At 65.1% G+C, this 6,625-nt stretch carries 10 protein-coding genes; 1 reads left to right on the top strand and 9 read right to left on the bottom strand.

What is annotated here, in order from left to right; translation table 11 throughout:
* Window positions 1-237: 237 nt before the first annotated feature.
* On the bottom strand, window positions 238-543 hold the full coding sequence (locus AWC03_RS20510) for a hypothetical protein (protein ID WP_085242541.1): 306 nt from the start codon (window positions 541-543) through the stop codon (window positions 238-240).
* Window positions 544-686: 143 nt separating this feature from the next.
* Window positions 687-1,127 carry a Panacea domain-containing protein gene (locus tag AWC03_RS20505; RefSeq protein WP_085242540.1) on the bottom strand — a complete coding sequence of 147 codons (441 nt, stop codon included), beginning with the start codon at window positions 1,125-1,127 and terminating at the stop codon, window positions 687-689.
* Between the two features lie 280 nt (window positions 1,128-1,407).
* On the opposite strand from AWC03_RS20505, the gene AWC03_RS27315 reads away from it, so the two are divergent.
* Entirely contained in the window at window positions 1,408-1,554 is a 147-nt protein-coding gene (locus AWC03_RS27315) for a hypothetical protein (protein ID WP_158089986.1), read from the top strand.
* On the opposite strand, the gene AWC03_RS20500 is transcribed toward AWC03_RS27315, so the two are convergent.
* The 7 genes from AWC03_RS20500 to AWC03_RS20470 all read right to left on the bottom strand — a co-directional run bounded on the left by AWC03_RS20500 (window position 1,538) and on the right by AWC03_RS20470 (window position 6,593).
* Complete coding sequence (locus AWC03_RS20500) at window positions 1,538-2,038, bottom strand: phage terminase small subunit P27 family (RefSeq protein WP_085242539.1); 501 nt, start codon at window positions 2,036-2,038, stop codon at window positions 1,538-1,540. The two genes, AWC03_RS27315 and AWC03_RS20500, sit on opposite strands and share 17 nt — an antisense overlap.
* Before the next feature lie 260 nt (window positions 2,039-2,298).
* Window positions 2,299-2,622 (bottom strand): hypothetical protein, encoded by a 324-nt coding sequence (locus tag AWC03_RS20495; RefSeq protein ID WP_085242538.1) that lies wholly within the window; start codon window positions 2,620-2,622, stop codon window positions 2,299-2,301.
* Window positions 2,623-2,715: 93 nt separating this feature from the next.
* Entirely contained in the window at window positions 2,716-3,651 is a 936-nt protein-coding gene (locus AWC03_RS20490; RefSeq protein WP_085242537.1) for a hypothetical protein, read from the bottom strand.
* On the bottom strand, window positions 3,606-4,034 hold the full coding sequence (locus tag AWC03_RS20485) for a helix-turn-helix domain-containing protein (RefSeq protein ID WP_142278449.1): 429 nt from the start codon (window positions 4,032-4,034) through the stop codon (window positions 3,606-3,608). The genes AWC03_RS20490 and AWC03_RS20485 overlap by 46 nt, the downstream gene beginning before the upstream one ends.
* Window positions 4,031-5,488 carry a hypothetical protein gene (locus AWC03_RS20480; RefSeq protein WP_211279260.1) on the bottom strand — a complete coding sequence of 486 codons (1,458 nt, stop codon included), beginning with the start codon at window positions 5,486-5,488 and terminating at the stop codon, window positions 4,031-4,033. The genes AWC03_RS20485 and AWC03_RS20480 overlap by 4 nt, the downstream gene beginning before the upstream one ends.
* A 164-nt stretch (window positions 5,489-5,652) precedes the next feature.
* Window positions 5,653-6,390, bottom strand: a complete 738-nt coding sequence (locus tag AWC03_RS20475; protein ID WP_085242535.1) for a bifunctional DNA primase/polymerase — start codon at window positions 6,388-6,390, stop codon at window positions 5,653-5,655.
* Window positions 6,387-6,593, bottom strand: coding sequence for a hypothetical protein (locus AWC03_RS20470; RefSeq protein WP_085242534.1), 207 nt, complete (start codon window positions 6,591-6,593; stop codon window positions 6,387-6,389). The genes AWC03_RS20475 and AWC03_RS20470 overlap by 4 nt, the downstream gene beginning before the upstream one ends.
* Window positions 6,594-6,625: the final 32 nt, after the last annotated feature.

The raw sequence follows: 6,625 nt of genomic DNA, 5'->3' as shown, positions 1-6,625 counted from the left end.
AAAAACCCCGGCCGATGGCCGGGGAATCTGTAACCCATGACGCGACTCATCTGTCACCTATGACTCGACTCATCACATTGGCGGTGGCGGAGGGATTTGAACCCTATTTTCGGGACTCGATGACCTGCTTCAGCCCATTTGAGGTGCGAAAACACATCAGTGTAGTTAAATTTAGTTATGTGTAACTGTGGGCAGTTTGTGGGCACAAGGTGGGCGTGGGCCTCCCATCCAGCGGAATTACCGCACCTGCTTACCCTCAGGCCAGATCTCGTGGTTGGCGTCCCACCACACGATGTGGAACTCGTGCCCTTCGCGGATCCCCAGGAGCCGCAATGACTCGCTAGGCGCGATAGTGAGTCGGCAGATTGAGTCTTGGCCGTCGTATTGGTTGTTTAGCCGCTTGCGTGCCGCCTGGTTTGGGCATTCGGCCATCTCGTAGTCGGCCAGAAGATCGTTCGACCTGGCCTGTCCCACAGTCATTTTCTCGAAGTACGCGAGGCGGTCCAGCAGGCGCTTGTGATGCTTGCGGTCGATCTTGCACAATGCCCATTTGCCGTGATCGAGGCGACCAAACCGGAACCGCAGAGTCTGCTCTGGTTGGGGAGGGCTGGAGACCGCACGCTTCTCCGGCCGAGGCGAAGCGCTAGACTCCGGAACCAGCTTCGGCCGCTTCGTTGGGCCGCCCACTACGCCCCGACGAGTCCCAGGTAGTACTCGTACATCGCGACGTCAGTGATTGGAGTCGAGCAGGGAGCGCCCGCCGGCAGGCCGTCTCGAGCATCCCTCCACGGCGCCTCTCGGTGCGTCATGTCGCTCAGCTCGTAGGCCTTGAGGCTCCCATAGTGCTGGAGTACTACGTCGACGGATTCCTTCTCGTTGTCCGTCAGATTGCCCGAGTCGCCTTTCACCATCTTGGCAGTGACCTCAAATTTGCCGCGATGCGATTTGTAGAGTTCGTACACGACGGGCCCGTTGGCCCAGGCCTGAATCTGTTCAGGAAACAGGGAGGCGTCTTCCCATACCAAGTGCCAAGCCTTGGAGTAATAGACGAGCTTCTGGAGCTTCATGGCGCTCATCCGACCCAACCGCTCCAGGATGTAGGTCGCTACATCATGAACGCTTGCCATGGACTTTGCCCTTCCCAACGTCAGCCCGGACACAACCGTTCGCTGATTACGGCGCAAGTATGACACGCCGTACTGACGTGTTTACCCGCCACACGCAGAATTCACCCCGGCTGGATCGCACCCACAGCACACCACCGTAGTGCCCCTGTTGGGGTGCAGCGGCGGGGCGGACACTGCTCATCATGGGTCCGACGCCCGCACCGCGCTTACCGGCCCGTTCGGCTGCACCAACGGGGTAACGATACGAGATATGGCGGTGGGCGGCTGCCATACTGGCGTCATGGACATCGACAGCGACGCCTACACCGAACACCTGGTGGCGCTCTCCCACGAATGCGATCGACGTCTGGCCGGCCTGCTGGCCCACGGCACGGCGATGGACCGGGCCTACGCCAAAGCGATCACGGAACTCAATTCACGGGCCTAAGCCGCTTCCGTGGGTCGTCGCCGTCGCCGTCGTCGTCGTCGCCGTGGCCGTCCAGTATCCGCCGCCGCTTGGCTATCAGGTCGTCCAAGTGTTGGCGCGGCAACTCCTTGGTGGCGCCGGCCCGGGACTCGGACGCAGGCGTCAACCCCAACTCCGACTCGATCAGCCTGCACTCGGTACTCAACAGCCGCACCTCTACCAGCAACGGATGCGTACGCCGCTGACCGGTCGAACCCGCCGACGTCATGCCGTCATTCTCGACCTGGGATAGCGCGCGGGCCAGCAGGTCTTGCAGTGTGCAATACCGGGTCACGATGATCATGTGCCGCTCGGGCACCACCCAGTGAAGCGCCCATACCCGCTTCCACGCCGCGCGCCCAGCCTCCCCCAAACCGGCCGGGCACCGCGGAATTGGACGAGGCTTAACCGGCGCCGAAGGCGGCCTTGAAGGCGCCACGTACTGCGGTTTCGGCCGTCTGGGCATCGCTACCTCCTATCTCGTCCGGGGCCGCCCGGCGACCATTGGCCGCGATTCGCGCTGATCAACGCCATTCCGGTGCAATCCGACCGGATTCGTGCCGATCAACCCAAAAACGAACTTCTGTAGCAGTCCGGCGTGTGCGAGCTGGGCAACGGGTCGCCGCGCCGGGGGTGCAAAAAACGGGGATTCTCGCGGGTGGGGCAGCCCGGGGGGACGGTCCGAAAGGAGAAAAGCGCCCGGCCCCCCGGGCTGGTCTGTGGGTGTTATGTGGCCGTCCACGGTTGGTTGTCGTGGATGCTGGCGTTGTTGAAGCTGGTGTTGGCGGCGTCCTGCGCCGGGCTCGCGGTGTCTGAGGCATCGCCGGTGGTGGGCTGGTAGGTCGCTGGGGTAGCCGGGTTGCCGAACATGTAGTCGTTGGGCGTCACAGAGCCGACTCCCCCGTAGGTGCCGTCGGGGTTGGTGTTGGGTGCCTCGAATGGTCGCTGATTGGACTTGGCTGCGTGGGGTGTTGGTGCGCCGTAATCGTTTCCGGCGGCTGGGATTTCGGGGCCTTCGCCGGTGTAGTAGCTCGCTTTGTTGAGTGCCATGATTGGGGCCTTTCGCTTCGGTTGTTGGATGGGGGCTCGGCGCTGGGGATGAACAAGCCGTGGAAGAAAGCCATCCCCAGCGCCTGCCCGGTCTTAGAGGACGCCGCTGGTCGACGGTTTTTCGGCTATCCAGCCGGTGTTGACGGGCTGCCAGCCGCGGGGTAGGTCGCCGTCGTGTGGATCCCAATACCCAAGTCTCCCACCTGGTTTCGATACAGCGACGGGTTGTTCGGGCTGCTTGTATGGGACTGTTTTCGTGGGGTCGCCGGCGGCGCGGAGTTTGACGCCCAGGGCGTGCAGTGCTCCCCATTTCCCGGTGCGGCCATCGGTTGTCGCCCACGCCAGCCATACCTTGCGGCGGTGCGCGCGCCCGGGATCGCATGCCAGGGCAATCTGATGTTCAACGGTGCGGGCATCGGTGGCTGCGCTGACAAACGCTACGTCTGGGGATGCGCCGGCCAGGGTGGCAGCGGCGAACAGCACATGGCGGGCTGCGTCCAAATCGGCTGCCAGGCTCGGTGCCTGCAACCAGGCTTCCCTCTGCGCACCGCTGGCGCTGATGAGCATGTCACCGCTGGATTCCACATTCACGGTGTTGGCGGCGCCGGTGAAGCGTTTGGCCGCCGTGTCGTAGCAGTCGGCAGCGGTTCGGTAATTGCGCTTCGCCACGGCCGAATACAACGCTTCGAGTTGACGCAGCACAGCGGCTTGTACCCGTTCGTTGACGGTGGCGTCGGCGCCGCCGGTGGCCTGCTCCTCGGCGACTGCCACCGCCCGCAGCGTCGCCAGGTCGGCCCCGGTTGGCTGCACAACCTCGGCGGCCAGCCGGTCGGTGCTGGGGTTGCCCATGTTGATGTACGCGGCGTAGCGGTCCTTCAGGGCCTCCCACTGGGCTGGTGGCGCGATACCGGCCTGGGTGCATGTCTCGACTGCGCTCAGGTGGCAGCGAAAGCCATCACGGTTGTATCCGGTCGATCCGCCGATCAGCGCGGGGGGCGCTGCGCCTCCGCTGGCGAAGAAGTGGACCATGTGCTGCCTTCCAAGTGTTGTCGTACGGCCTGTTCGTCGAGTAGCCAGCGGCCGGCGACGATACGGCCTCCGAGTCGCGGTGCAAGCCTCTGTGTTTGGCGTTTCGACCTTCCCAACATGGCGGCGGCCTGTTCGACCGTCAGGGTCGGGAGGGTCTGCGGATAAGCCTGCACCGGCTCGCGATCAACGACGTCGTTGTGTCGCGCCGCGGACAAAGCCTCGGTGAGGGCGTCGACGTAAGTCCGGTGCTCCGAGGTCTCGGGCAGTCCGTTGAACCGGCGGCTGCGGGACGCCAGGGCGGCATCAGCGACGGCCATCTGAAGCCACCGCGGCGGCAGCACGGCGCCGAATGTCAGACCCGCTTCGCGCACCCGCGTTGTCATTTGCTGAGAGGCAATTGGAGGAGTGGGCCGTCCGCGCGGTCGGCGCCTCCGTGCACCACCCGCAGGGGCTTGGTTTCGGATGCTTTCCGGGTGGCCGGCGGCCGGGGCGGTGCGCCGTCACAGTCATCGCACAGCGGGCGGGTCGCGGCTTTCGGGAGACTGACGTTGCACCGCCGGCAAATTTTCGGGCGGGGTGGATTCATGGGCTCCTCGCTAGGTGTGGGGGTCTGCGCAGCGACCGGACTTTGACGCCCGGCTTCTTCGGCGTCGGATGACGAACTGGCAGAATCGACCTCTGCTACATAAGCGGGAGGTACACCGTGTACTTCGGGTACACCGCTATTGACCTGCGAATACACGGGTGTACTTTCGGTACACGGTGTACTTTCGGGCATCAAACGGTAGCGGCTTCCCCTGTCGGTCTCGATGACGATGATTCGACCCTCGTCAGCTAACTCAGATACGGCCGGAGCGAAGTTGACGCGAAGGTCCGCCTTCAGCCTCCGGCGAAGGTCGGCACCGAATGTTTCGCCAGATGCTCTTGCCAACCACCGCAGCACCGCTTCCTTGGCCCGCTGGAGTTTGCGGTCCGAGATAACCTCGTCGCGTTCCGCGGTAGCCAGAGCCCGGCCACGGTTGACGCGGCGAGACGCCTCGACCCGTTGCTGTTGCACCCATGCGCGGGTGCGGTCCGACATCGCCATCACCACGCCGGCAAGGTGCCAGTCCTCATCGCTCAGGGCCGGTTGCCCGTCGCGGCCGTCGAGCACCATCAAGGCGGTAGCCACCTTGAGCCGCACCAACAACTTGTGCCCGTCGAGCGGGTCGACTTCGCCGCGGTGCATCGCAAGCTGGTGAGCGTCGATAGCCTGCCGGGCGACTTCCGGGACCGCGAGATCACCTGAGAATCGGGGCTGCGTGACCACGACCGGCGCGGGCTCGGCGGGACGCTCCTCAGGCGCATCCGCATCCAGCACCGGCAGCCACACGAAGCGTTGCGGCGTCCCGCCGTCCGCCCCGTCGAGCAGCGCTCCCGCCCGGCCGGGCTGCACGCCGACGATCAGCCCACACCGATACGAGTGCGCCGCCACCCGGGTGCGGGTGTGGGCCTGGGCGTTGGTGAAACCGAGCTGCTCACCGGAGAACACCTTGCGCAGCTCGCCCTCCAACGTCGAGCCCGAGCGGGAGAACAAGCCGGCGGCGGTGTCGACCTCGGGCACCGAAAACACGGCGGTGGTGATCTGCTCTGCCTGGGCCTCAATGCCGTCTTTGCCCTTGCCGGGCGTGGGCGGCATGAAAGTACGCGAAACGCCTTCCCCGGACCCGATCGGGAACTCAGGAAGGTCCACAACACCACCGTGATGCCAGCGAAACGAGATGGCGTCTCGTGCCGCCGACTCAGAGGTGCCCTTGCCCGCGCCAGAGGGGCCGGCCAGCACCACGAAGGTGTTCAAGCTGGCCCGGCCACCGACGTGCGGAGGCAACGCCACCGACGGCGGAATGATGCCGTTGGCGCGGACCAGGCACACACCCAGCACAGCCCACGGGCAGCGCCGCCGAGCCTGAGCGAACTGGTGAAGGTGCGCCAGAATCGGCCGGGCCGACCAAAAGTCGTCGTTCACGATGTTCCCTTTGACTGGGCGGATCGGATGGTCTGCTGGATCTCGCCGGCCGGTAACCCGATCTGGTGGGCTGCGGCGGCCATGGCCGAGTAGACGGCGGCGGGTGCTTGGTCGGCTGCGGCACGGGCTGCGGCCCAGAACAGGGTGCCGTTACGGTTACCGGGCTGCGCGGTCTGCACCGCGTGGATCAAACCGCCCCACCTGTCACCCGATGGCTGTACGGGCACGCTGGGTGCGGTGTACGTCGAGGCGGCGATCAGTGCCCAGATGTGTTGGGGTACAGCCGCGATGGGGGCGTCACGATGCAGCCGATACGGCTTCCCGGTGATCGGGTGGATCGAACCAGGCGCGACCAAATACCCCGCGCCGCCGGCTTTCACGTCGATACCGGGAACACCGTGGACCTTGCCCCGCACCGGGCCGGACACCCGGTAGTAGATGTGCCACCCGCCTGCGCCGGTCTGCACGCACAACGTCGCGTGTTCGGGCCGGAGTTTGAGCGCCGATGCCCGGCCACCGTTGCGTGGATCAACATCGAGCGCGACCACGCCTCGCTGAGTGACTCCCCAATTCGTGCCCGGGTATTTCCTGGCCCACGAGGCGATCACGTCGCGGTCGCGGGTGAAGTCATGTATCCCGTGGGCGGTGCGGGGTAGCTTTCCGTCGAGCGGCCCGACCGAAAAGCCATGTCCCAGCATGACCCCCAGCGGAGAACCGGGCAGTTCTGTGGTCACCAAACCACCCCCGGCACATCACCGAGGATGTCGGCCAGGCATTCGGCGATGTGCCTCAATTCACGGCGCTCTGCGTACAAGTAGTCGAGGTCAGCGCCGGGCCGGCCGGCCAAACCCTCGACGCACCGAACAGCCTGCAAAATGTGCTCGCGGGCCGATTTCAGGTGCCGCTCCCGCAGGGCAGCATCAGCGGGTATCGTCACGGTTGCCTACTTTCTTGTGGTTGGTGGGTTGG

It is taken from the genome of Mycobacterium europaeum, assembly GCF_002102155.1.
Classification (GTDB): Bacteria; Actinomycetota; Actinomycetes; order Mycobacteriales; family Mycobacteriaceae; genus Mycobacterium; species Mycobacterium europaeum.
The sequence above is the reverse complement of the archived record's forward strand: the minus strand, read 5'-3'. Positions and strand labels throughout refer to the sequence as shown.